This is a genomic window from Streptomyces sp. NPDC005799 (assembly GCF_040630525.1).
GTDB lineage: Bacteria > Actinomycetota > Actinomycetes > Streptomycetales > Streptomycetaceae > Streptomyces > Streptomyces griseorubiginosus_B.
In genome coordinates this window covers 139,868-162,743 of record NZ_JBEXXQ010000019.1, presented here as the reverse complement: position 1 = coordinate 162,743, position 22,876 = coordinate 139,868, and the positions used below count along the sequence as shown (strand labels likewise).

Here is a 22,876-nt window from a genome sequence, read left to right as displayed (position 1 = left end):
TCAAGACCCAAGCACCGACGGCGTCGGCGGGCAGCCCCACACCGATTTTCACGCCTTCGCAAGCGTCCCCGCAGGGATACCACCTACTTGCTTGAATCAACCAACCGCGCACCATCAGGCCGTTCCCGGCCTCCACATCGTCGTCACCACCTGGCCGCCGGGAAGGGTGATCCGGTCCCGGGCGGTGAAACCGACGCTCTCGTACCGCTTGAGATTGGCGGGATTGGTCGACTCCAGGTAGGCGGGCGCGCCCAACTCGTCGATGCGGGCGAGGCTTTCGGACAGCAGGCCCATCCCGAGGCCCTTGCCCCGGTGATCGGTGTGCGTGCCGAGGATGGTGAGGTGGAAGAACGGCTCGACCGGGTGCGCCTCCTCGAACAGCTCCCCGACCTCCATGATCCCCCGGGCGGTGACGGGGTCGGTGGCCTCGGCCAACCGCCCCTCCAGACCGTCCACTTCGTCCTGCGTCAGCTCGACGCCACCGGGCGGGATCCAGAGGGCGGCGGCCTCGACGTCCGGGGTCACCAGGGTCCAGGGGTAGCGGAGGGCGGAGGTGGCGTAGATCCGCCACATCACGGCCGCCTGCTCCGCCCGCCGTCCCTCGTCGGGGAAGGCCGGCCCCCACACGGGGTCATGGAGGAAGGCGGAGGTGAAGGTGGCGACGATGCCGTCGGCGTCGGAGGGCGTGGCGGAGCGGGCGAAGGTCATGCGGTCATCCTGTACCCGTCCGGGGGCGCGGTCCCAGGTCCGCTGTTTCAGGTCCCGGGTTCCATGCCCCAGGTTCCATGCCCCGGTCCATGGCTCAGCTCCCGGGGACGCGCGCCCCACCGGATCGACCCCGGCGTCAGCTCAGCGAGCGCAGCGCCGTCGCGTCGTAGGGGCGGAGCTCCTCGAAGCGGCCGGCCAGCACCTTCGCCGCCCACTCGGGGTCCTGAAGCAGCGCCCGGCCGACGGCGACCAGGTCGTACTCCTCCCGCTCCAGGCTGTCCAGCAGGTCGTCGATGCCGCGGACCGGCGAGCCCTCGCCCGCGAAGCCGCGGATGAAGTCCCCGTCGAGACCGACCGAGCCCACCGTGATCGCCGGCTTGCCGGTCAGCTTCTTCGTCCACCCGGCCAGGTTGAGGTCGGCGCCCTCGAACTCGGGCAGCCAGTAACGGCGCGTGGACGCGTGGAAGGCGTCGACCCCGGCCGCGGCCAGCGGCGAGAGGACCGCCTCCAGCTCCTCCGGCGTCTCGGCGAGCCGGGCATCGTAGTTGTCGGACTTCCACTGCGAGTACCGGAAGATGATCGGGAACTCCGGCGACACCGTCTCCCGTACGGCCGCCACGATCTCCGCCGCGAACTTCGTACGGGCGAGGTGGTCACCGCCGTACGCGTCGGCGCGCCGGTTCGTGCCGGCCCACAGGAACTGGTCGATCAGGTAGCCGTGCGCGCCGTGCAGTTCCACGCCGTCGAACCCGATCCGCTCCGCCGCGGCCGCGCCCTCGGCGAACGCGCCGATGACGTCGTCGATGTCGCGCTGGGTCATCGCGGCGCCCTTGCCCTCGGTGCCGTCGAGGCGGATGCCGGACGGGCCGACGGCGGGCGCGTCGGCGTACGGGGCCTGCCCCTGCTCACGGACCATGCCGATGTGCCACAGCTGCGGCACGATCGTGCCGCCCGCCGCGTGCACCGCCTCGGCGACCTTGCGCCAGCCCGCGAGCTGCTCCGCACCGTGGAAGCGCGGGACGCGGCCGCTGTTCCCGGCCGACTCGTGGCCGACGTAGGTGCCCTCGGTGACGATCAGACCGACCCCGGCGGCGGCCCGGCGGGCGTAGTACGACGCGACGTCCTCGCCGGGGACTCCGCCCGGGGAGAAGCGGCGGGTCATCGGCGCCATCACGATGCGGTTGGGGACGGTCAGGCCGTTGATCGCGGTGGGCCGGGACAGGATCTCGGCGGCGCGGGAGGTGGTGGCGGTCACGCGGGGGAACTCCTCGGTATGTGCATACGCATAGAGACTGCTCCAGCGTCAACCGCCCCACGCGTCACGGCATTTCCGGCTGCCCTGTGACACCGCACACGCCGAAGGGCGGCACCCCCTGCCGTAGCAGGAAGTGCCGCCCTCCGTGAGGACGTTGATCAACCGGGGCCGAGGCCCCGAGGTCGATCAGAAGTCCATGTCACCGCCCGGCATGCCGCCACCGGCGGGCGCGGCGGCCTTCTCCGGCTTGTCGGCGATGACGGCCTCGGTGGTGAGGAAGAGCGCGGCGATGGAGGCGGCGTTCTGCAGGGCAGAGCGCGTGACCTTCGCCGGGTCGATGATGCCTTCCTTGACCAGGTCGACGTACTCACCGGTCGCGGCGTTGAGGCCGTGACCCGGGGTGAGGTTGCGGACCTTCTCCACCACGACGCCGCCCTCGAGGCCGGCGTTGACGGCGATCTGCTTCAGCGGGGCCTCGAGCGCGATGCGCACGGCGTTGGCGCCGGTCGCCTCGTCACCCTCCAGGTCCAGCTTCTCGAAGACCGAGGAGGCCTGGATGAGGGCCACGCCACCACCGGCGACGATGCCCTCCTCGACGGCGGCCTTCGCGTTGCGGACGGCGTCCTCGATGCGGTGCTTGCGCTCCTTGAGCTCCACCTCGGTGGCGGCACCGGCCTTGATGACCGCGACACCGCCGGCGAGCTTCGCCAGGCGCTCCTGCAGCTTCTCGCGGTCGTAGTCCGAGTCGCTGTTCTCGATCTCGGCGCGGATCTGGTTCACGCGGCCCGCGACCTGGTCGCTGTCACCGGCACCGTCGACGATGGTGGTCTCGTCCTTGGTGATGACCACCTTGCGGGCCTTGCCCAGCAGGTCGAGGGTGGCGTTCTCCAGCTTGAGGCCGACCTCCTCGGAGATGACCTCGCCGCCCGTGAGGATGGCGATGTCGCCGAGCATGGCCTTGCGGCGGTCGCCGAAGCCCGGGGCCTTGACGGCGACGGACTTGAAGGTGCCGCGGATCTTGTTGACGACCAGGGTCGACAGGGCCTCGCCCTCGACGTCCTCGGCGATGATCAGCAGCGGCTTGCCCGACTGCATGACCTTCTCCAGGAGCGGGAGCAGGTCCTTGACCGAGGAGATCTTGGAGTTGGCGATCAGGATGTACGGGTCGTCGAGGACGGCCTCCATACGCTCCATGTCGGTGGCGAAGTACGCCGAGATGTAGCCCTTGTCGAAGCGCATACCCTCGGTGAGCTCCAGCTCCAGACCGAAGGTCTGGGACTCCTCGACGGTGATGACGCCTTCCTTGCCGACCTTGTCCATGGCCTCGGCGATGAGCTCGCCGATCTGGGTGTCGGCGGCGGAGATGGAGGCCGTGGAGGCGATCTGCTCCTTGGTCTCGACGTCCTTCGCCTGCTCGAGCAGGGCACCGGAGACGGCCTCGACGGCCTTCTCGATACCGCGCTTGAGGGCCATCGGGTTGGCGCCGGCGGCTACGTTGCGCAGGCCCTCCTTGACCAGGGCCTGGGCGAGCACGGTCGCCGTGGTCGTACCGTCACCGGCGACGTCGTCCGTCTTCTTGGCGACTTCCTTGACCAGCTCGGCGCCGATCTTCTCGTACGGGTCCTCGAGCTCGATCTCCTTGGCGATGGAGACACCATCGTTGGTGATCGTGGGGGCGCCCCACTTCTTCTCGAGGACGACGTTGCGGCCCTTGGGGCCGAGCGTCACCTTCACGGCGTCCGCGAGCTGGTTCATGCCGCGCTCGAGGCCGCGCCGCGCCTCCTCGTCGAACGCGATGATCTTGGCCATGTGAAGTGGTCCCTCCAGGACTGGGGGTGATTCCTTCGGACCGCGCCCGCGCCCGCGACGGACGGCTCGCCGACCCGTGGGTTCCTTGCCCCACCCGGCCTGCGGGCCTCACCGACCCGGTCCTTCTTTGTCACTCTCACCTTCAGAGTGCTAACGCCAATGATTAGCACTCGCCCCTGCCGAGTGCAAGCGCCTCCCGGGTACTGGGCAGGTCTCGCAGGGGATCCGGGGCCGCCTGACGCAGACATGCCGAAGGGCCCGTACCCATGACTCCCCATGGGGTACGAGCCCTTCGAAGAAAACAGAAGAACGACGCTGCGATCTACCCGGCGCGTGCTTCAGCTGGTCGCGAGTCGGACCATGTCCGCCTGCGGCCCCTTCTGACCCTGCGAGATCTCGAAATCGACCCGCTGGCCCTCTTCCAGGGTGCGGTACCCGTCCATCTGGATGGCGCTGTAGTGGACGAAAACATCCGCACCACCGTCGACCGCGATGAAGCCGTACCCCTTCTCCGCGTTGAACCACTTGACGGTGCCCTGAGCCATGCCTAACTCCCCTATTACTGGCCCTTGCACAGACCCGCACTTCGCGGGTCCGGGTCAGACCTCACCCCCCACGGTTTGGGGGCGTGCGCCGGAACGCGTCGACCGCGGCTGAATGTATCTGTCCAACTGCCGTCTGCAACAGGTCAATCGGACGAGAATTCTGGACGTCAGGGGTCCGGAATGTAGTGAGAATTCGCCCGAATTCAGGGCAAGTCGGGCCCCATAAAGGGCGCATAAGACACAAAAGACGCGCACACTTTGGCTACTTCTCATCGCATCCGGAGGCGGTACTCATATGCGTTCGGCATGCGGGAGGCAGCAGGTTCCCCAACTGTACCGTGCTCAACCATGCAGAATTGCCCCCTCCGTTTCTCTCACGGAGGGGGCAATTCGATGAACACTCGGTAATCACTGTTACCGACGGTAATGATCGGTCATCAGGTCAGCCGCCGGCGACCGCGGGAATGATCGAGACGCCCGCACCGTCCGGGGTGGCCGTCTCCAGCCCCTGCTCGAACCGCACATCGTCGTCGTTGACGTACACGTTGACGAATCGCCGCAGCTTGCCCTGGTCGTCGAGGACCCGGGCGGCGATCCCGGTGTGGTTCTTCTCCAGATCGGCGATGACCTCGGCCAGGGTCGCGCCTTCGGCGCTCACCTCGGCCTGGCCGCCGGTGTAGGTGCGCAGGATGGTGGGGATGCGGACGTTGACGCTCACGATGAAACCTCCGGTCGGATAACGGGCTTGGGGGCGCGGGGCTGTGGTCGATATGTGCGGCTGCCGCCGCGTGGGCGCGAGCAGCCCCCACCGGCCCCCAGACGACGACGGTCTAGACGAGCCCAGCTTCCCGGAAGGACTCCAGGTTCGGGCGAATCGTTGCGGTGAGCCCCGTGTCGGCCACCGCGTCCAAGGTCTTCAGCCCATCGCCGGTGTTGAGGACGACGGTGGTGAGGCTCGGATCCAGCACACCGGCCTCGATCAGCTTCTTCGTCACGCCGACGGTCACCCCACCGGCGGTCTCCGCGAAGATGCCCTCGGTCCGGGCGAGCAGCCGAATCGCGTCGACGATCTGCTCGTCGTTCACGTCCTCCACCGCGCCGCCGGTACGCCGCGCGATGTCCAGGACGTACGGGCCGTCCGCCGGGTTGCCGATGGCCAGCGACTTGGCGATGGTGTTCGGCTTCTGCGGCCGGACCACGTCGTGCCCCGCCTTGTACGCGACGGAGACCGGGCTGCACCCCTCGGCCTGCGCGCCGAAGATCTTGTACGGCTTGTCCTCGACGAGCCCGAGCTTGATCAGCTCCTGCAGCCCCTTGTCGATCTTCGTCAGCTGCGATCCGGAGGCGATCGGCACCACCAGCTGGTCGGGCAGCTTCCAGCCGAGCTGCTCGCAGATCTCGTACGCCAGGGTCTTGGAGCCCTCCGCGTAGTACGGCCGCAGGTTGACGTTGACGAAGCCCCAGCCCTCGCCGGCCGGGTCGCCGATCAGCTCGGAGCAGAAGCGGTTCACGTCGTCGTAGTTGCCCTCGATGCCGACGAGCTCACCGCCGTAGACCGCGGCCATGACGACCTTGCCCTGCTCCAGGTCGTGCGGGATGAACACGCAGGAACGGAAGCCGGCCCGGGCCGCGGCGGCGCCGACCGCGCCCGCGAGGTTGCCGGTGGAGGAGCAGGAGAGGGTGGTGAAGCCGAAGACGCGCGCGGCCTCGATGGCCTGGGCGACGACACGGTCCTTGAAGGAGTGCGTCGGGTTGCCGGAGTCGTCCTTGACGTACAGGCCACCGGTCACGCCCAGCTCGCGCGCGAGGTTGTCGGCCTTGACGAGCTTGGTCCAGCCGGGGTTGATGTTCGGCTTGGTCGCCACGTCCGCCGGGACGGGCAGCAGCGGCGCGTAACGCCAGATGTTCGAAGGTCCCGCCTCGATCCGCTTGCGGAGTTCCTCGGTGTCGTAGGCCGAGAAGTCGTACGCGATCTCGAGCGGGCCGAAACACTCCTCGCAGGCGAAGACCGGGCCGAGCGGTACCCGGTGGCCGCATTCGCGGCAGCTCAGCGCCGCGGCGGGACCGAGATCGACGGCCTGGGAGTCGGTGGTGCTTGCAACAGTCTGCGCAGCCATGTGAGGCGAGGCCCTTTCTCCTCATCTTCCTCACGACGCATCTCGCCGTGAGACGGATTTGGCACCTTCCCTAGCCGGGAGCCTCGCGGAATGATCAACGTTGATCTACGAGACCGGCTGGAGGGTTGCCGGGGCTTCATCGGGCCGTGTCCCTCTGCCCCTCTGGATGAGCGGTATTCGGTTGTACGTTCAATGACCTCGGACATGCGATGGTCATCGACGTTGTTCAAGACTGTAACCGAAGGCCAGGACAGTTGAGAGAGTCGTCCGAACCGCGAGACAAGTGAGGAGCCGCCTACGTGCTGGAAGAAGTCGAGCGCTGGCTGAGCACCCGCTCCTGGTCCGTCACCGACCGACCGCTCCACCAGATCCTGGCCGCCAAGCAACGCACGGGCCGGACGGTGTCCGTCGTGCTGCCCGCGCTGAACGAGGAGGAGACGGTCGGCGACATCGTCGCCATCATCCGTCACGACCTGATGCAGCAGGTCCCGCTGGTCGACGAGATCGTGGTCGTCGACTCCGGCTCCACCGACCGCACGTCGGCGGTCGCCGCGTCGGCCGGCGCGCGGGTCGTCCACCGCGACGACGTCCTGCCCCGACTCCCCGCCGTCCCCGGCAAGGGCGAGGTGCTGTGGCGCTCGCTGCTGGTCACCACCGGGGACATCGTCTGCTTCATCGACGCCGACCTGAAGGAGTTCTCCTCCGACTTCGTCTCCGGCATCGTCGGCCCGCTGCTCACCGACCCGGGTATCGACCTGGTCAAGGGCATGTACGACCGCCCGCTCGCCGGCGCGAGGGGCCAGGGCGGCCGGGTCACCGAACTCATGGCCCGCCCGCTGCTCAACATGCACTGGCCGCAACTGGCCGGTTTCGTCCAGCCGCTCGGCGGCGAATACGCGGCCCGGCGCAGCCTGCTGGAACAGCTGCCCTTCCCCGTCGGCTACGGCGTGGAGCTCGGCATGCTGGTCGACGCCCTGCACCTGGTCGGCCTCGACGCCCTCGCCCAGGTCGACGTCGGCGTCCGCAGGCACCGGCACCAGGACGGACAGGCCCTGGGCCGCATGGCCGCGGCCATCTACCGCACGGCCCAGCTCCGGCTCGCCCGCGGCCACCTCATCCGTCCCTCCCTCACCCAGTTCGAGCGGGGCGAGGACGGCTTCGAGCCGCGCACCTATTCGGTGGACACCGAGGAGCGGCCGCCCATGGTGGAGATCGCGGAGTACGCGGAGCGCAAGGTCGCGTAACCCCGCGGAGCGGGCCGTATACGGGGCGAGGCCGTGAACCGGCCATACGTTTGAGTGTTTCCGGGCCGGGCTAGGTTGAGGCGTATGGCTTCCACGCACGGCGCTCATCAGGTGCTGGTCGCGTCCAACCGCGGCCCGGTCTCGTACGAGGTACAGGAGGACGGCTCGCTGGCCGCCAAACGGGGCGGCGGCGGGCTGGTCTCCGGTCTGTCGGCGATCGGGCCCGACGCGGGCGCCCTGTGGGTGTGCTCCGCGCTGTCCGACGGCGACCGGGAGGCGGTACGGCAGGGCGTCGGCGAGGAGGGCGTGCGCATGCTCGCCGTCCCGGCCGACGTGCACTCCGACGCGTACAACGGCATCGCCAACTCGGTGCTCTGGTTCGTTCACCACATGCTGTACCAGACCCCGCTGGAGCCGGTCTTCGACGCGGAGTTCCGACGGCAGTGGGCGTCGTACGAGGCGTACAACCGGGCGTTCGCCGAGGCGCTGGCCGAGGAGGCGGCCGAGGGCGCGGCGGTGCTGGTGCAGGACTACCACCTGACGCTGGTGCCGGGGATGCTGCGCGAGCTGCGCCCGGACCTCAGGATCGGTCACTTCTCGCACACGCCGTGGGCGCCGGTGGACTACTTCCGGATGCTGCCGGACGACATCGCCGAGCAGGTGCTGCGCGGCATGCTGGGCGCCGACCGGCTGGGCTTCCTGACCCGGCGCTGGGCGGACGCGTTCACGGCGTGCTGCACGGAACTGGTGGACGGGCTCGGGAACACCGAGGTCGGGGTGCACGGGCTCGGGGCGGACGCCGACTTCCTGCGGCAGCGCTCGCACGAAAGCGACGTCGAGGAGCGGATGGCCGCCCTGCGCGAGGAGATCGGTGCGGGCCGGAAGACGATCGTGCGGGTCGACCGGACCGAGCTGTCGAAGAACATCGTGCGCGGGCTGCTGGCGTACCGGCAGCTGCTCGACGACCACCCGGAGTGGCGGGAGCGGGTCGTGCACGTGGCCTTCGCCTACCCCTCGCGGCAGGACCTCGCCGTGTACCGCGACTACACCGCGGAGGTGCAGCGGCTGGCGGAGGAGATCAACTCCCGGTACGGGACGCCCGGTTGGACCCCCGTCGTGCTGCACGTGAAGGACGACTTCGCGCGCTCGCTGGCCGCCTACCGCCTGGCCGACGTGGCCCTCGTCAACCCCATCCGCGACGGTATGAACCTGGTCGCCAAGGAGGTTCCGGTCGTCGCCGACGACGGCTGCGTCCTGGTGCTGTCCCGCGAGGCCGGCGCCCACGCCGAGCTGGGCGAGGACGCGATCACGGTGAACCCGTACGACGTGATCGGCACGGCGGAGGCGCTGCACACGGCGCTGACCCTGCCGGCGGAGGAGCTGGCCGAGCGCGGCAAGCGGCTGGCGGCGGCCGCCACCGCGCTGCCGCCGGCGCAGTGGTTCCTGGAACAGCTGAACGCGCTGGTGGATCAGCCGAGTTGAGCCGCGAGGGCGGACAGGAGGCGTACGACCCCTGCCGGGCCGTCGACCACCAGGTCCGCCCTCTCCCTCAGCTCCGTGACCTCGTCGCTCCCGCTGCACACCAGCAGTCCGGGAACCCCGTCGGAGCGCAGCTTCTCCACCGCCCCGAACGCCGGGAGGTCGCCCAGGTCGTCGCCGCCGTAGAGGACGGCCTCGGCGGAGATCTCACGGACGTACTCGCCGAGGGCCACGCCCTTGTCCATGCCCGGGGGGCGGAGTTCCAGGACCAGCCGGCCGGGCTCCACGATCAGGCCGTGGCGTGCGGCGAGCTCGGTCAGCGGCTCGCGCAGGGCCTCGAACGCGGCCTGCGGGTCGCTCGCGCGGCGGGTGTGCACGGCGAGCGCGCGGCCCTTCTCCTCGATCCAGGTGCCCTGCGCCTGCCCCGCGCCGGCCCGGTCGAGGAACCCCGGCAGTTCGGCGCGGACGGCGGCGACCCCGGGGTGCGGCGCCGGGGCCGTGACCTCGCCGCTCACCGCGTCCCAGCGCTCGGCGCCGTAGTGGCCGAGGACGACCAGGTGCTCGAGGCCCGGCACGCCCGCGAAACCGCCGTGCCGGACGGCCACCTCCGCCGGGCGCCCGGTGACGACCGCGACCGCGGCCACCTTCGGGGCGAGCCGCGCCAGCGCGGGAACGGCGTCGGGGTGGGCGCGGGCCTGTTCGGGGTCCGCGACGATCGGGGCGAGCGTCCCGTCGAAGTCAAGGCCGATCACGGCCTTCCGGGGATTCGCGAGAATCGCGCCGAGTCCGTCCCGCCCGGCCCGGGTGACGGGCGTCGGCAGGGGGTCCGTGTCCGTATGGGTGCCCATACGGGGACCCTAACCGGGATACGGCGAGACATGCGCGGCTGGCGGGTGCGGGAGAACGGCCGGCTGGGGGTCGGGCGCGGGTGCGCGGGAATCGTAGGTGGGCAGGGTTCGCGGGCGCAGGGTGCGCGGAATCGTAGGAGCGCAGGCTTCGCGGGCGCAGGTGCGCGGGAATCATAGGAGCGCAAGGTGCGCGGGAATCGCGGGCGCGGGAGCGCGGGACCGTCAGCCGGTGGTGCGAGGAAATCCTCGACACGGGGCACGGGCGAACCGTCGGCCGAGCGGGCGCGGAAACCTCGACACGGCGCACGCGGGAACCGTCAGCCGAGAGTGTGCGCGGCACGGTCGACGCGGGAAGCGCGGACATCGCAGCCGGGGACGCGGCAACCCCCGAAGCGGCGTGCGCGGCAACGCTCCTCCTGGAATGCACGACAACTGTCACGGCCGGCGTGCCGCGACCCTCGACACGGGACGCGCGGGACCCCTCAGGGCCGACCCGGGGAAACCGGCAGCCGGGGCACGCTGAAACCGTCACAGTCGGCCCGCGGAAACCGGCAGCCGGGGTGCGCGGGAACCGTTGGTCGGCGTGCGGGAAGCGTCAGCGTTCCGAGCGCCGCTGCTCGCGCACCCTTCTCAGCCTGTTCACCGTCACCGGGTCGTGGGCCAGCGCCCGCTCGTCGTCCAGGAGGGCGTTGAGCAGCTGGTAGTAGCGGACCGGGGCGAGCCCCAGCTCCTCGCGTATCGCCCGCTCCTTCGCGCCGGGGCCCGCGAAACCCCGGCGCTCCAGGGCGAGGACGGCCCGCTCCCGCTCCCCCAGCTGCTCTTCCCGGTGCATGTGACGAACCGTAGCGTCCGCCACTGACAGCCACCCCCGGCCAGGGGTGCCTAGTCGGAGCTCTCCGCCCTGGTCGCCGTGGACTGCAGCTGGCCGAGGACGGCCGCCGGGCTGCCGTTCGGGGCGACCGCCTGGCCTATGCGCTGTTTGACCGCCGCGCTGACCGCCGCCCAGGACGTCTTGCCGACCGGCGGCAGCTCGGACTGCGGAAGCTCGTCCAGGAACGGCTTGAGCGCGGCGTCCCGCTGGTCGCCGCTCATCGCGTCGGACGCGGAGTTGGTGACCGGCAGCAGGTCGTACTCACGGGAGAAGGCGAGGACGTTCTTCTCGCTGTAGACGAAGTCCAGGAAGTCACCGACCTGCTCGGCGTGGCCGTTCTTCTTGAAGGCCATCATCCAGTCGGCCACACCCATCGCGGTCGTGCTCGGCCCGTCGGCGCCGGGCATCGGCACCATGCCGAACTTCACGCCCTTCTTCGCGGCGATCTTCATCAGCGAGGGGTGCCCGTTGAGCATGCCGACCTCCCCCTTCGCGAAGGCCGCGAACGCGTCGGCCCGGTTGAGCCTGCCCGGTGCGACGGGACCGGTCAGTCCCTTGCCGACCAGGTCGTCCTTGAGCCAGTTGAGGGTGGCGACGTTCTCCGCCGAGTCGATGCCGTACGTGCCGACGGTGTCGGTGTAGCCGCCCCCGCCGCTGAGCATCCACTGCATGGTCTCGGCCTGCGCCTCCTCCGGCCCGAGGGGCAGCGCGTACGGGTACTTCACACCCCGCGCCTTGAGCACCTCGGCGTCGGCGGCGAGCTGCTTCCAGGTCTTCGGCGCGCTGAGCCCGGCGTTCTTGAAGAGGGTCTTGTTGTAGAACAGCAGCCGGGTGGAGGCCGCGAACGGCATCCCGTACTGCACGCTGTTGACCTGCCCGGCGGTGGCCAGCTGGGAGGCGAAGTCGGCCTGGGTGCTGATGGAGAGCAGGTCGTCCGCCGTGTAGAGCAGGCCCTTGTCGGCGTAGTCGGCGTACGCGCCGATCTGTGCCAGGTCGGGGGCCTTGCCGTCGTCGACCATCTCCTTGACCTTGCGGTCGACGTCGTTCCAGGAGTAGACGGTGAGGTCGATCTTCACACCGGGGTGCTTCGCCTCGTACTCCTCGACCAGCCGGTCCCAGTACTTCTGCGAGCTGTTGGCGGCGGAGTCACCGTAGTCCGCCGCGACCAGTCTCAGGGTCACGTCTCCCGAACCGCCGGTGACACCGCAGCCGCTCAGGGCCGCCGTCATGCCCAGCGCGGCGACCGCCGCCGCCGTTCCCATCCTGCGCCGCTGCACCGCTATGCCACGCCCCAACTGTCTCGCCGTTCAATATGTGGACCGTTTTAAGGTCTACACCACGTAAGTGGACTAGACCTCTCGTGGGTCAGCGGGCCACACTACATCCCGTGAGACATGTCATCGCCCTCGATGTGGGCGGAACCGGGATGAAGGCCGCGCTCGTCGGCGCCGGCGGCGAGCTGCTGCACCAGGCCCGCCGGGCGACCGGACGCGAACGCGGCCCGGACGCCGTGGTCGAGGGCATCCTCGACTTCGCCGCCGAACTGCACGCCCACGGCGCCGACCGCTTCGGCGAACCCGCCACCGCGGCCGGCGTGGCCGTCCCGGGCATCGTCGACGAGCCGCGGGGCGTGGCCGCCTACTCGGCCAACCTCGGCTGGCGGGACGTACCCCTGCGCGACCTGCTGTCCCGGCGGCTCGGCGTGCCCGTCGCCCTAGGCCACGACGTGCGCACCGGGGGACTCGCGGAGGGCCGGATCGGTGCGGGCCGGGGCGCGGACCGCTTCCTCTTCGTCCCCCTCGGCACCGGCATCGCGGGCGCCATCGGCATCGCGGGCCGGGTGGAGGCGGGCGCGCACGGTTTCGCGGGCGAGATCGGTCACATCGTCGTACGGCCCGGGGGCGCCCCCTGTCCGTGCGGCCAGGCCGGCTGCCTGGAGCGGTACGCCTCCGCGGCGGCCGTCAGCGAGGCCTGGGCCGCCGCCACCGGTGACCCCGGCGCGGACGCCGCCGACTGCGCCAAGGCCGTCGCGTCCGGCGACCCGAACGCCGTCCGGGTCTGGCAGGAGGCGGTCGACGCGCTCGCCGACGGCCTGGTCACCGCCCTCACCCTGCTGGACCCCCGCATGCTGATCATCGGCGGTGGACTCGCGGAGGCGGGGGAAACCCTGTTCACACCGCTGCGGGAGGCCGTCGGGCGCCGGGTGACCTTCCAGAAGCTGCCGTCGATCGTCCCCGCGGCGCTGGGGGACGCGGCGGGCTGTCTCGGTGCCGGGCTGCTGGCCTGGGATCTCCTCAACTCAACCGACCGCACGGAGGTAACCACCTGATGGGTTCTACCAAGGTTCTCGCCGGTGCCCGGGTGGTACTGCCCACGGGGGTCGTCCAGGACGGCCGTGTCGTCGTCGAGGACACGCGGATCGCGGCCAGGGCCGCGGAGGACGCCGAGGTCGTCGACGTCTCGGGGCACTGGCTGGTGCCGGGGTTCGTCGACATCCACAACCATGGCGGAGGTGGGGCGTCCTTCACCTCCGGCACGGTCGACGAGGTGCTGCACGGCATCCACACCCACCGGCTGCACGGCACGACCACCCTCATCGCCTCGACGGTCACCGGCGACATGGACTTCCTCGCCCAGCGGGCCGGGCTGCTGAGCGAGCTCGCCGAGCAGGGTGACATCGCCGGCATCCACTTCGAAGGCCCCTTCATCTCGCCCTGCCGCAAGGGCGCCCACTCCGAGGAGCTGCTGCGCGACCCCGACCCGGCGGCGGTCCGCAAGCTGGTCGACGCAGCGCGCGGCAAGGCGAAGATGGTCACCCTCGCGACCGAACTCCCCGGAGGCATCGACTCCGTACGGCTGCTCGCCGAGCAGGGCGTGATCGCGGCGATCGGCCACACGGACGCGACGTACGAGCAGACGGTGGAGGCGATCGACGCGGGGGCGACGGTCGCGACGCACCTGTTCAACGCGATGCCCCAGATCGGTCACCGCGCCCCGGGCCCGATCACCGCCCTTCTGGAGGACGAGCGGATCACGGTCGAACTCATCGACGACGGGACCCATCTGCATCCGGCCTCGCTCCAGTTGGCCTTCCACCACGCCGGCGCGGGCCGGGTCGCCTTCATCACGGACGCCATGGACGCGGCCGGTTTCGGCGACGGGCGCTACATGCTCGGCCCCCTGGAGGTCGAGGTCAGCGAGGGCGTGGCGCGGCTCGTGGAGGGCGGCTCCATCGCCGGGTCGACGCTCACGCTGGACCGTGCGTTCAAGCGGGCGGTCACGGTCGACGGGCTGTCCGTCGAGGACGTGGTGGCCGCGATCTCGTCGAACCCGGCCCGGCTGCTCGGCATGGACGACCGGATCGGTTCGCTGGAGGCCGGCAAGGACGCCGACCTGGTGGTTCTTGACCATCAATTCGACCTCAAGGGCGTGATGCGCCGGGGCGAATGGGTGGTCGATCCGCAACTGGGGTGATGTGTCCGGCTGTTGAGAGCGGCGGTCGTCCTGTGAAAATAGGACGACCACGTTCTGCATGTCTTTCTCCGGGGGAGGTCGGCCCAGGTGATCCTCACGGTCACGCTGAACACCGCTCTCGACATCACGTACCGTGTCCGGGCGCTGCGTCCGCACTCCTCGCACCGGGTGACCGACGTGACGGAACGCCCCGGCGGCAAGGGCCTGAACGTGGCCCGGGTGCTGGCGGCCCTCGGCCATGAGGTGACGGTCACCGGCTTCACGGGCGGCGCGACGGGCCGCACGGTGCGGGAGCAACTGACCGCCACGCCCGGACTGGTGGACGCCCTCGTCCCGGTCGCCGGCCCGACCCGCCGCACGATCGCCGTCGTCGACACGACCTCCGGCGACACGACCCAACTCAACGAACCGGGCCCAACGGTCACGCCCGCCGAGTGGTCGGCCTTCCAGGACGCGTACGAGGACCTGCTGCCCTCCATGGCGGCGGTGGCCCTGTGCGGCAGCCTGCCGCCGGGGGTGCCGGTGGGGGCGTACGCCGTGCTGGTCCGTCTGGCCCGGGCGGCGGGGGTTCCGGTGCTCCTCGACACGAGCGGCGAACCCCTGCGCCGGGGGGTGGCGGCCCGCCCCGACCTGATCAAACCGAACGCCGACGAACTGGCCGAACTCACCGGCTCCCACGAACCGTTGCGCGCCACCCAGGACGCCCGCCGGCGAGGAGCGACGGCGGTCGTCACCTCCCTCGGCTCGGACGGCCTCCTCGCGGCCACCCCCGAGGGCCGCTGGCGAGCCACCCCACCGACCCACCTCCACGGCAACCCCACAGGCGCGGGCGACTCCGCGGTGGCGGGCCTCCTGTCCGGCCTGGTCGAACAACTCCCTTGGCCGGACCGCCTGTCCCGAGCGGTCGCCCTGTCAGCGGCGACGGTACTGGCCCCGACGGCGGGCGACTTCGACCGCGGGGCCTACGAGGAGCTGGTGGGGCGGGTCGCGGTGGAAGAGGAGACACGGGCAGCGTGACGGCCGCCGTCTGAGCTTTACTGCACCCAGAGCTGGTCGATCAGGGCGTTGCACTGGTTGCCCTGGCCGCAGGAGAGGGTCAGCGTGTTGGTGCCCTTGGTCAAGGTCACCGGAGCCCACGTGGACTGCCAGTTCTTCGCCAGGTCGGTGTCCGACGACTTGATGAAGTTCTTCATGCCGAGCGGCTGTTGGTTGGGCTTGCCGTTGACCGTCAGTGTCGCGTTGGCGTCCACGGCGGGGATGCTGTACTGCACGTAGAGGCGGTACGAGCCGGCTTTCTGGAGGTCGACGGTCCAGGTGATCGAAGCGCCGACGTTGTTGAACCCCGTCACGTAGGTCCCGCCGTCCGACTTGGCCCCCTTGACGTCCGAGGCCGTGGTCGCGCCACCCCCCAGCTGGAGGTCCTTCGCGTCGGTCTTCGGGAGGGCGGCCGACGCGCTGGCGGCCGACGATGTGCTCGGCTGGGCGCTCTGGGACGTGGACGTCGTCGGCGTGGAGTCGCCGCTCGCCTTGTTGTCCGAGTCGTCCCCGCCCATGATCGCCACGCCGATGCCGATGACCACCGCGGCGACCACCGCTATCGCGCCGATCAGCAGACCCTTGGTGTTGGGACCACCGCTGCGGCCGCCGCCCCCTCCACCGCGCGTCGGCTGCTGGGGGGTCGTCGGGGCGCCGCCGCCGGGGAAGGTCTCGGGGGCCGCGTAGTGGGCGCTCGGCTGACCGTACGCACCCTGCTGCTGCGGCACCTGACCGTACGCGGCGGTCTGCTGCTGCGTCGGAGCCGGCTGGCCGTACTGGCGCTGGCCGACCGCGCGCGTCCGGTTGACCGAGCCCGGGTAGCCGTAGCCACCGCCACCGGACGGCGGCTGGGCGCCATTGGCCTGCCCATCGGCGTAGAGGTAGCCGAACGGGTCGTCGTCCTCGGGCGTGCTGGCGCCGTTGTTGCCGGACGTCATCCCTTGGTACTCCTAGCGGGTGCGGGTCGGTGCGATACGTGGGGTCAGAATGGCGAGCCTACCCGCTCTCCATGCCCCAAACGGGTGACTCGGATCGCATCGTCCCGCGGATGTGCCCCCTGACCTGGGGATCATCCCGCGCGTCTGTGCTGTTTGGGACGAGATCGTTTCTCTACGTACATCCGCTCGTCGGCGGACTTCAACACTTCGTCCGCAGTCATGCCGCAGTGTGCCCATCCGATGCCGAAGCTGGCACCCACCCGCACGGCCCGCCCGTCGACCCGGATGGGCTGGATGATCTCGTTGCGCAGCCGTACGGCGAGGTCCTGGGCGTCGGCCCGGCCGAGACCGTCGGCGAGGACCACGAACTCGTCGCCGCCGAGACGCGCCACGGTGTCACCGTCGCGCACCCCCCGGGACAGCCGCCTGGCGACCTCGATGAGCACCGCGTCGCCCGCGTTGTGCCCGAACCGGTCGTTGATCGACTTGAAGCCGTCGAGGTCGCAGAAGAGCACCGCGAGCCCCTTGGTGCCGTCGTCGCGCTCGCCCTCGGGGGCGACGGTGTGCACATGGTGGTCGTAGCCGTCGAACATCTCGGCGCCGCCCGGCCGGAAGTCGAAGCCGTGGCCGTTGGCGTCGAAGGCGGGGTGGCCGTAGGCCGCGTCCAGGGACTCCAGGGCGCCCGGATGGGTGGCCCGCTGGCAGAGCCGGGAGGACAGGCGCGAGCGGAGCTCGGCGGAGTTCGGCAGGCCGGTGAGGGAGTCGTGGGAGGCGCGGTGGGCGAGATGCAGCTCGCGGCGCTTGCGCTCCTCTATGTCCTCGACGTGGGTGAGCAGGAAGCGGGGGCCGTCGGCGGCGTCCGCGACGACGGAGTTGCGCAGGGAGACCCAGACGTAGGTGCCGTCCCGGCGGCCGAGGCGCAGCTCCGCGCGCCCGCCCTCGGCGGAGGTCCGCAGCAGGGTGCCTATGTCCTCGGGGTGGACGAGGTCGGAGAAGGAGTAGCGGCGCATCGCGGAGGCGGGGCGGCCGAGCAGCCGGCACAGGGCGTCGTTGGTGCGCAGTATTCGCCCGTGCTGGTCGCCGCCCATCTCGGCGATGGCCATGCCCGAGGGGGCGTACTCGAAGGCCTGCCGGAAGCTCTCCTCGCTCGCCCTGAGGGCCTGCTGCTCCCTTTCGAGCCTGACCAGTGCACGCTGCATGTTGGCGCGCAGCCGGGCGTTGCTGATCGCGATCGCGGCCTGGAACGCGTACATCTGGAGCGCTTCGCGTCCCCATGCGCCCGGTCGGCGGCCGTTGCGCGGCCGGTCCACGGACAGCACGCCGATCAGCTCACCGCAGGAGCCGCCCGGCACACCCGGTGTGTACATGGGCGCGAACAGCCGGTCGGCGGGGTGCCACTCGTCCTCGAAGCGGGGCGCGGGCCCGTCGGTGTACCACTGCGGGACGTCGTCGTCGTCGAGGACCCAGCCCTCGGTGTGCGGTATGAAGACCAGGTCGCCCCAGTGCTCGCCCATGGTCAGGCGGCGCTCCCAGGAGTCGCGGGAGCCGACCCGGCCGGTGATCAGCGCCTCGGCCGCGGCGTTGCCGGCGAAGGCGGCGACGACGAGGTCGCCGTCGGGGCGGACCAGGTTGACGCACGCCAGCTCGTAACCGAGGCCGTTGACCACACCGTCGGCGACGGTCTGCAGTGTGTCCGCCAGGCTGCGGGCCGTGTTCATATCGGCCATGACCTGGTGCAGTTGTCGCAGAGTCGCAAGACGGACGTAAGGCTCCGACTCGGTCTCCATACTCGCCCTCCCCCCGAGACCTCGCAGCGAATCAAGGGTTCTCATCGGCGTATCGTTCTGGCAGCTTCCCCGCCACTGAATCACAGCGCGCTCCGCACTCGGTACACAGGGTCAACAATTCCCGCCTCTTGTGACTCAAGTCACAGCGAAAGATGAACAATTGAGTGGGGTTTCTGCGTTTTTCCTGTGCGTTTACTGGACGCGAACTTTGGTTATGTGGCGAACTCCGCCGGTGGTCCTAGGTCCGGCCTCGGCCCGACGCCCGATGCGGTCGGCGGGGACGGGAGATTAGCGTTTCGAGCGTGCCGAACACATCCCTTGCCACGTCCCCGATCACTGTCCCGTCGCCCGCCGGGCATGCTGAGGGGGTGAGCAACGACGAGTTCCGCGCCGCCATGTCCCGGCTGGCCGCGGGCGTGGTCCTGGTGACCGCCCAGGAGCCGCCGCTGGACCCCGACGACCCGTCGGCGCCGGCCGGCGAGGACGTCGGCATGACCGCGACGGCCTTCCTGTCGGTCTCCCTCGACCCGCCCCTGGTGCTGGTCAGCCTGCGCACCGGCGCCCGCATGGACGACCTGCTCGACGAACAGCCCCTGTGGGGGGTCTCGGTGCTCTCCGAGAGCCAGCGCCACATCGCCGGCCGCTTCGCCATGAAGGGCCGCATCAGCGACCGCCTGCTCTTCGAGGACATCCCGTACGTCCGCGGCAAGGCGACCGGGGCGCCCCTGGTGGGCGGCGCCCTGGCGACCCTGGAGTGCCGCACCGAGCAGCGCGTGATCGCCGGCGACCACACCCTGGTGATCGGCCGCGTCCTGACGGCGGACGTACCGAGTGCGGAGGGGGGCCCGCTGACGTACTTCCGGGGGCGTTACCGGCAGTTGGGGTGACCGGACGGGCGAGGAATGCGTGGCACGCGCGCGTGACGGATCCCCAGTAGTGCCTCGTCAGGTTCTGATTCAGGTGCTGCTCAGGGGGCGGCCACCGGTCGGGGCCATCTGGTCGGCGGGCCATTCCACGAGCAGGGTCCGCGGCGGCGGGTTGCCGTACCACGGGTAGTGGCCGCCGTCGGCGTTCCGAGCGGCCCGCAGGGCCTGCTCGCCCGCGGGCCGCACGCGCAGCGAACCGGGGCGTCGTCGGCCCTTTGCCGCCCTCACGCCAGGCCACCTCGGTGGTGCGGGTGGCCTGCTCATCGGCCAGGCGTGCCATGGACTGCGGCTCGGTGCGACAGCGCGCCGGCGTCGGCGGCCCAGCCGGCCATAGGCAGGCCGACGCGGCTCGGCCGTCTCCGGATGGGCTGCTTCCCTGCCCGTCAGCGCCATCACGGAGGACTGGCCCCGTTCCTCCAGCGCCGGCCGGAAGGGCGTGTCGACGCCGTGTCCGGCATCGGCCACCACAACGGCGCGGTCATGCCAGGCGCTGAGCATGTCCGGCAGCTCAACGGCCGGCGCCTTTTCTCCCGGCAGAGAAAGCCGCCGACCCAGGGGGCAGGAAGCGGTGGCGGTGGCGCCCCGGTGAGCCGTCGCCGAACCCGAGGGCCGACAGGAGCGATCCGAACCCCGCGTTGACGCCCCGCGACCGCTCCCCAAGACCTGTGACAGCGCCCCCACTTGATGTACTCACGCCCGCACCCTGGCCCCCCACTGTGACGTGTGCGTCTTCTGTGAAACTTGAAGTTTCAGGCTTTCTTGGAGGGCAGGGACGGTGAAAGGGTCCGGAGGACACAACTCGGCTGTTTCATACGGCTGTTGAACTCCTCACCCCCCACGAGGCGTGACATGGCGAAAGCCCCCGTGCGCAGAACGCGCACGACGATATCGTCGGCGACGATCGGCCTTGCGCTGACCGTCGCCTTTCTGCCCGGCGTCGCGAACGCGACCCCGGGCGACCCGACCCCACCCGCCGACACCGGCACCCCGGCGGCCCAGACTCCGCCCATACCCTCGCAGCAGACGCTGATACGCCGCGACGCCACCCTGACGAAGGCCGAACAACGGCCCGGAGTACGGAAGTTGCGCCAGCAACTCGGCATCCAGGGGGTGCTCGAGCTGGACCCGGCCACCGGCACCGCACGCCAGGTGGCCAAGCTCGACGGATACCTGACGCCGCCCAGTGGCAACAGCCCCCAGGACATCGTCCGGAACTACCTGCGATCCCATCCCGATGTCTTCGGCCTGTCCGACGCCCAGGTCCACGACCTGACGCTGCGCAAGCAGTACACCGACGTCGCCGGCATACGCCACCTGTCCTTCGTCCAGTCCGTCGACGGTGTGCCCGTCTTCGGCAACGGCGTCAAGGCGAACATCTCCCATGACGGGCGCCTGATCAGCGTGCTCGGCTCCCCGGTGCGCGACTTGCCTTCGACGCTGGCCCGGGCCCGGTTCACCGGAACGCAGGCCAGGGACACCGCCGTCCGCGACATCGCGGGCGCCGCGTCCGACGCCAACCCGTCCAACGGCACCGCCAAGCAGGTCGCCTATCCGGTGCCCGGCGGCACCGCCCGCCGCGCCTGGCAGACGGTCACCTCGCCGGACGGCCACGGCATGTGGCTGCACGTCGTCGACGCCGTCACCGGCCGGGTCCTGTACCGGCAGAACCTGTCCTCCGACCTGACCGCGTCCTCGGCCGGGACGTCCGCCGGGCAGCCCCTTTCCGACGCCGCGGCCACGCCGTCACCCAGCGGCAGGGTGCTGGTCTGGGACCGCTACCCGGGCGCCCCCGCGGGCGGCAAGCAGCACCCAGGTGACCTGACCGCCAAGGGCTGGCTCCCCAAGAACGCCAAGACCCTCAACGGCCGTATCGCCCATGCCTTCAGCGACGTCAACGACAACAACGAGGTGGACAAGGGAGAGGAGATCACGCCGACGGCCGGCGGGACGTTCGCCTTCCCGTTCAAGCCCATCACCGGCAAGGGCTGCAACGATCCGCTGCCCTGCTCCTGGAACCAGAAGAAGCCGAATTCCTGGCAGACCAACCGCAAGCAGAACGCCGCGCAGGTCTACTACTACCTCGGCACCTACCACGATCACCTGGAAGCCGCCCCGATCGGCTTCACCCGCAAGGCCGGCAACTTCGACGGACGTGACGGCGACGCCGTACAGGCGCAGACCGACGACGGCGCGGCGATCAAGAGCGGGCTGCCCGACGAAGACCACCTGAACAACGCCAACATGGGCACTCCGCCGGACGGCCAGGCACCCACGATGCAGATGTACCTGACCGGTTCCGGTCCCGGCTACACCGTGCTCCAGGGCAACTGGGGCGACGACGCCGCCACCGTCTACCACGAGTACACGCACGGCCTGTCCAACCGGCTCGTCGTCGACGCCGACGGCGTCTCGACCCTCACCGGCCAGCAGGGCGGGGCCATGGGCGAGGCATGGAGCGACTGGTACGCGCTGGACTTCCTGGTCAACCAGAAGCTGCTGAAGGACAACCCGCGCACCGACGGCGACGTGAACCTCGACCCGCCGCACTGGACGGACGAACTTCCCTCGCGCAGCCAGGCGTTGGACTGTCAGGTGGGGTCGAAGTCGGCCAAGTGCCCGGGCACGAGGACGGCGGGCCCCGGCGGGTACACCTACGGCGACTACGGGAAGATCAGGCACGGGGGTGGTCCCGAGGTGCACGCCGACGGCGAGATCTGGAGCGAGACCCTCTGGGACCTGCGCACCACGCTCGGCAGCAAGCTCACCGAGTCCCTGCTGACCCGGGCGATGGAGCTGTCCCCCGCCGCCCCTACCTTCCTCGACCAGCGCAACGCCATCCTGCAGGCCGACACCGTGGTCAACGGCGGCCGGGCCCACAAGGCCATCTGGAAGGTCTTCGCACACCGGGGAATGGGGTACTTCGCCGCGGCGCTCTCCGCCGACGACGTCCAGCCCGACGAGGACTTCTCGCTGCCGCCCGGTCCGGGCACCCCGCGGGTCACGCTCACCGGCAAGGTCTCCGACGATGTGACCGGCACACCGGTGAGCGGGGTCACGGTCAGCGTCAGCGGCCACAACTCCGGCTTCCCCGGCGCCGACCTCTCCGCCGTGACCAAGGCGGACGGCACCTACTCGATCCCGGGCGTCCCCCGGGGGACCTACCGCAAGGTGTACGCCAGCGGCACCGGCTACGAGCCGGTGGTCCGCACAGTCGACGTCAAGGCCGGTTCGGCCCGCGCCGACTGGGCGCTGCGTCGCGACTGGGCGGCCGCTTCCGGAGGCGCCGAGATCGCCGACTTCACCGGCACCGACAACACCCAGTACGGGTGCGGTCCGGTCGGCCTGGTCGACTTGTCGTACTCGGTGTGGGGCTCGGACGCCAAGGGCGGCACCAACGGCACCGGGGTCGACCCGGTCCACAACACGGTCAAGCTGCCGAAGGCCGTGGACATCGGTGAGCTTCTCGTCGACCCGACGGCGGGCTGCGGCGACGACACCACCGCGTCCCTCGGCGACTACCGGATCGAGACCTCCCCGGACGGCGCCACCTGGACCATCGCCGCCGAGGGCCACTTCAAGCCCGCCGACAGCGGGCGGCAGAACGCCGTGACCCTCAAGGACGGCAGCGGGCAGAACGTCCAGTACGTCCGCCTGACCATGCTCGGCAACCAGGCCGCCGACAACGGCGTGGACTGCGCGAAGGACTCCAGCCCCTCGGGCTGCCGGTACCTCGACGCGACCGAACTCGTCGTCCACGGCGCACCGCACCAGGTCTGACAAGCCGTACTCGAGAGCCGGGGGCCGGCGCACCACCAGACCCACGGAGCCCCCCGGCACCCC

The 22,876-nt window shown here is 70.5% G+C and carries 19 protein-coding genes, 1 pseudogene and 1 riboswitch; of the genes and pseudogenes, 7 read left to right on the top strand and 13 right to left on the bottom strand.

All coding sequences use genetic code 11. The features are described 5' to 3' along the window. Window positions 1-114: 114 nt before the first annotated feature. The 6 genes from ABZ453_RS20575 to thrC all read right to left on the bottom strand — a co-directional run bounded on the left by ABZ453_RS20575 (window position 115) and on the right by thrC (window position 6,434). Window positions 115-708: a GNAT family N-acetyltransferase gene (locus tag ABZ453_RS20575; RefSeq protein WP_359016364.1), complete on the bottom strand. Its 594-nt coding sequence runs from the start codon at window positions 706-708 to the stop codon at window positions 115-117. A gap of 136 nt (window positions 709-844) precedes the next feature. Beyond that, complete coding sequence (locus ABZ453_RS20570; protein WP_359016363.1) at window positions 845-1,963, bottom strand: NADH:flavin oxidoreductase; 1,119 nt, start codon at window positions 1,961-1,963, stop codon at window positions 845-847. A 186-nt stretch (window positions 1,964-2,149) separates the two neighbouring features. Then, window positions 2,150-3,772 (bottom strand): chaperonin GroEL, encoded by a 1,623-nt coding sequence (gene groL, locus ABZ453_RS20565; protein ID WP_359016362.1) that lies wholly within the window; start codon window positions 3,770-3,772, stop codon window positions 2,150-2,152. A 338-nt stretch (window positions 3,773-4,110) separates the two neighbouring features. Next, window positions 4,111-4,317 carry a cold-shock protein gene (locus tag ABZ453_RS20560; RefSeq protein ID WP_019057200.1) on the bottom strand — a complete coding sequence of 69 codons (207 nt, stop codon included), beginning with the start codon at window positions 4,315-4,317 and terminating at the stop codon, window positions 4,111-4,113. Between the two features lie 442 nt (window positions 4,318-4,759). Further along, on the bottom strand, window positions 4,760-5,035 hold the full coding sequence (locus ABZ453_RS20555) for a MoaD/ThiS family protein (RefSeq protein ID WP_058924632.1): 276 nt from the start codon (window positions 5,033-5,035) through the stop codon (window positions 4,760-4,762). Window positions 5,036-5,147: 112 nt separating this feature from the next. Then, complete coding sequence (thrC, locus tag ABZ453_RS20550) at window positions 5,148-6,434, bottom strand: threonine synthase (RefSeq protein ID WP_359016361.1); 1,287 nt, start codon at window positions 6,432-6,434, stop codon at window positions 5,148-5,150. 18 nt (window positions 6,435-6,452) lie between these two features. Continuing rightward, window positions 6,453-6,607: riboswitch (SAM riboswitch) on the bottom strand. Window positions 6,608-6,733: 126 nt separating this feature from the next. On the opposite strand from thrC, the gene ABZ453_RS20545 reads away from it, so the two are divergent. Both ABZ453_RS20545 and ABZ453_RS20540 read left to right on the top strand, forming a co-directional pair. Next, window positions 6,734-7,678 (top strand): glucosyl-3-phosphoglycerate synthase, encoded by a 945-nt coding sequence (locus tag ABZ453_RS20545; protein WP_359016360.1) that lies wholly within the window; start codon window positions 6,734-6,736, stop codon window positions 7,676-7,678. A gap of 84 nt (window positions 7,679-7,762) precedes the next feature. Then, entirely contained in the window at window positions 7,763-9,160 is a 1,398-nt protein-coding gene (locus tag ABZ453_RS20540; protein ID WP_359016359.1) for a trehalose-6-phosphate synthase, read from the top strand. Here ABZ453_RS20540 and otsB read toward each other — a convergent pair. From otsB to ABZ453_RS20525, 3 genes are all read right to left on the bottom strand, one after another. After that, window positions 9,148-10,005: a trehalose-phosphatase gene (otsB, locus tag ABZ453_RS20535; RefSeq protein ID WP_359016358.1), complete on the bottom strand. Its 858-nt coding sequence runs from the start codon at window positions 10,003-10,005 to the stop codon at window positions 9,148-9,150. The two genes, ABZ453_RS20540 and otsB, sit on opposite strands and share 13 nt — an antisense overlap. 595 nt (window positions 10,006-10,600) lie before the next feature. Then, entirely contained in the window at window positions 10,601-10,837 is a 237-nt protein-coding gene (locus ABZ453_RS20530; RefSeq protein ID WP_359016357.1) for a DUF3263 domain-containing protein, read from the bottom strand. A 50-nt stretch (window positions 10,838-10,887) separates the two neighbouring features. Then, on the bottom strand, window positions 10,888-12,138 hold the full coding sequence (locus tag ABZ453_RS20525; RefSeq protein ID WP_359016356.1) for an extracellular solute-binding protein: 1,251 nt from the start codon (window positions 12,136-12,138) through the stop codon (window positions 10,888-10,890). 125 nt (window positions 12,139-12,263) lie between these two features. Here ABZ453_RS20525 and ABZ453_RS20520 point away from each other — a divergent pair, with 125 nt between their 5' ends. The 3 genes from ABZ453_RS20520 to ABZ453_RS20510 all read left to right on the top strand — a co-directional run bounded on the left by ABZ453_RS20520 (window position 12,264) and on the right by ABZ453_RS20510 (window position 15,367). Further along, window positions 12,264-13,205: an ROK family protein gene (locus ABZ453_RS20520; protein ID WP_359016355.1), complete on the top strand. Its 942-nt coding sequence runs from the start codon at window positions 12,264-12,266 to the stop codon at window positions 13,203-13,205. Continuing rightward, on the top strand, window positions 13,205-14,350 hold the full coding sequence (nagA, locus tag ABZ453_RS20515) for an N-acetylglucosamine-6-phosphate deacetylase (RefSeq protein ID WP_359016354.1): 1,146 nt from the start codon (window positions 13,205-13,207) through the stop codon (window positions 14,348-14,350). The genes ABZ453_RS20520 and nagA overlap by 1 nt, the downstream gene beginning before the upstream one ends. Window positions 14,351-14,437: 87 nt before the next feature. After that, the gene (locus tag ABZ453_RS20510; protein WP_359016353.1) at window positions 14,438-15,367 is read left to right on the top strand and encodes a 1-phosphofructokinase family hexose kinase; all 930 of its coding nucleotides are present in this window, start codon (window positions 14,438-14,440) and stop codon (window positions 15,365-15,367) included. Window positions 15,368-15,384: 17 nt separating this feature from the next. On the opposite strand, the gene ABZ453_RS20505 is transcribed toward ABZ453_RS20510, so the two are convergent. Further along, the gene (locus tag ABZ453_RS20505) at window positions 15,385-16,323 is read right to left on the bottom strand and encodes a CBM35 domain-containing protein (RefSeq protein ID WP_359016352.1); all 939 of its coding nucleotides are present in this window, start codon (window positions 16,321-16,323) and stop codon (window positions 15,385-15,387) included. A gap of 131 nt (window positions 16,324-16,454) precedes the next feature. Further along, entirely contained in the window at window positions 16,455-18,110 is a 1,656-nt protein-coding gene (gene cdgB / locus ABZ453_RS20500; RefSeq protein WP_359016351.1) for a diguanylate cyclase CdgB, read from the bottom strand. Between the two features lie 302 nt (window positions 18,111-18,412). Between cdgB and ABZ453_RS20495 the strand changes: the two genes are divergently transcribed. Continuing rightward, a complete protein-coding gene (locus tag ABZ453_RS20495) occupies window positions 18,413-18,997 on the top strand; it encodes a flavin reductase family protein (RefSeq protein ID WP_359016350.1) in 585 nt (194 codons plus the stop codon). 69 nt (window positions 18,998-19,066) lie between these two features. Here ABZ453_RS20495 and ABZ453_RS20490 read toward each other — a convergent pair whose 3' ends face one another. After that, window positions 19,067-19,264: a hypothetical protein gene (locus ABZ453_RS20490; protein ID WP_359016368.1), complete on the bottom strand. Its 198-nt coding sequence runs from the start codon at window positions 19,262-19,264 to the stop codon at window positions 19,067-19,069. A 60-nt stretch (window positions 19,265-19,324) separates the two neighbouring features. Beyond that, window positions 19,325-19,534, bottom strand: a pseudogene (locus tag ABZ453_RS20485) (transposase); the annotation flags it as partial. A 351-nt stretch (window positions 19,535-19,885) separates the two neighbouring features. Between ABZ453_RS20485 and ABZ453_RS20480 the strand changes: the two are divergent. Continuing rightward, entirely contained in the window at window positions 19,886-22,813 is a 2,928-nt protein-coding gene (locus tag ABZ453_RS20480) for a M36 family metallopeptidase (RefSeq protein WP_359016349.1), read from the top strand. Window positions 22,814-22,876: the final 63 nt, after the last annotated feature.

Coding starts and splice junctions, on each gene's coding strand:
- ABZ453_RS20575 (WP_359016364.1), bottom strand. CDS start 708: ATGACCTTCGCCCGCTCCGCCACGCCCTCCGACGCCGACGGCATCGTC.
- groL (WP_359016362.1), bottom strand. CDS start 3,772: ATGGCCAAGATCATCGCGTTCGACGAGGAGGCGCGGCGCGGCCTCGAG.
- ABZ453_RS20560 (WP_019057200.1), bottom strand. CDS start 4,317: ATGGCTCAGGGCACCGTCAAGTGGTTCAACGCGGAGAAGGGGTACGGC.
- thrC (WP_359016361.1), bottom strand. CDS start 6,434: ATGGCTGCGCAGACTGTTGCAAGCACCACCGACTCCCAGGCCGTCGAT.
- ABZ453_RS20540 (WP_359016359.1), top strand. CDS start 7,763: ATGGCTTCCACGCACGGCGCTCATCAGGTGCTGGTCGCGTCCAACCGC.
- otsB (WP_359016358.1), bottom strand. CDS start 10,005: ATGGGCACCCATACGGACACGGACCCCCTGCCGACGCCCGTCACCCGG.
- ABZ453_RS20530 (WP_359016357.1), bottom strand. CDS start 10,837: ATGCACCGGGAAGAGCAGCTGGGGGAGCGGGAGCGGGCCGTCCTCGCC.
- ABZ453_RS20525 (WP_359016356.1), bottom strand. CDS start 12,138: ATGGGAACGGCGGCGGCGGTCGCCGCGCTGGGCATGACGGCGGCCCTG.
- nagA (WP_359016354.1), top strand. CDS start 13,205: ATGGGTTCTACCAAGGTTCTCGCCGGTGCCCGGGTGGTACTGCCCACG.
- ABZ453_RS20505 (WP_359016352.1), bottom strand. CDS start 16,323: ATGACGTCCGGCAACAACGGCGCCAGCACGCCCGAGGACGACGACCCG.
- cdgB (WP_359016351.1), bottom strand. CDS start 18,110: ATGGAGACCGAGTCGGAGCCTTACGTCCGTCTTGCGACTCTGCGACAA.
- ABZ453_RS20480 (WP_359016349.1), top strand. CDS start 19,886: ATGGCGAAAGCCCCCGTGCGCAGAACGCGCACGACGATATCGTCGGCG.